Raw genomic sequence first — 526 nt, 5'->3', positions numbered from 1 at the left:
GCCGACGAGCTGCGCCGGCAGGCCGACGTCTTCACCGACCTCGTCGAGCTGCAGTCCAAGCTCGGTCGCGACCCGTCTGAACGCCCCGCCCCGCGTGATCGTGAAGCGCCTGGACACATGCCAAAATTCTTGCACGAGCCGAAGGGAAACGACCCACAGGACTAGACTGTTGACACCCACTTTGATGAAGTTTGGGCAGGTCGATGATAACCATTTCAGAAGAAAAGCTCCGCCGGCTCAAATCCCAAGTAGCGGCTTTCCGGCCCCGAGGGGACAAGCAAATCGCGGCGGCAAATCCGGCGATACATCCGAGCCACGTTCTGAGTGAAAAACCTCCCGTCGCAGATCCTGTCCGGCCGATCTGCCTACCCGTCTGGATCGTGCCTCAAGCCAGGTGAAGGCTGGTCGCGGGACGCCACTCCGATCTCGCCGATGCACGCGCCCAGCCCACTAAAACCAGATTGGAACGCTTCGCCAATTACCAAGCTTTCCCACGCCCCCCCAGTCGGGCCCCAGCTCATCGCCC

At 61.6% G+C, this 526-nt stretch carries 1 pseudogene; it reads left to right on the top strand.

Annotated elements, in window-relative coordinates:
- Window positions 1–165, top strand: a pseudogene (locus AC0L23_RS40030) (LabA-like NYN domain-containing protein); the annotation flags it as partial.
- Between the last annotated feature and the right edge of the window lie 361 nt (window positions 166–526).

This window comes from Bradyrhizobium sp. MI1.4 (assembly GCF_055811315.1).
Note: the sequence above shows the minus strand (reverse complement) of the source record. Positions and strands in the feature narration are given on the sequence as shown.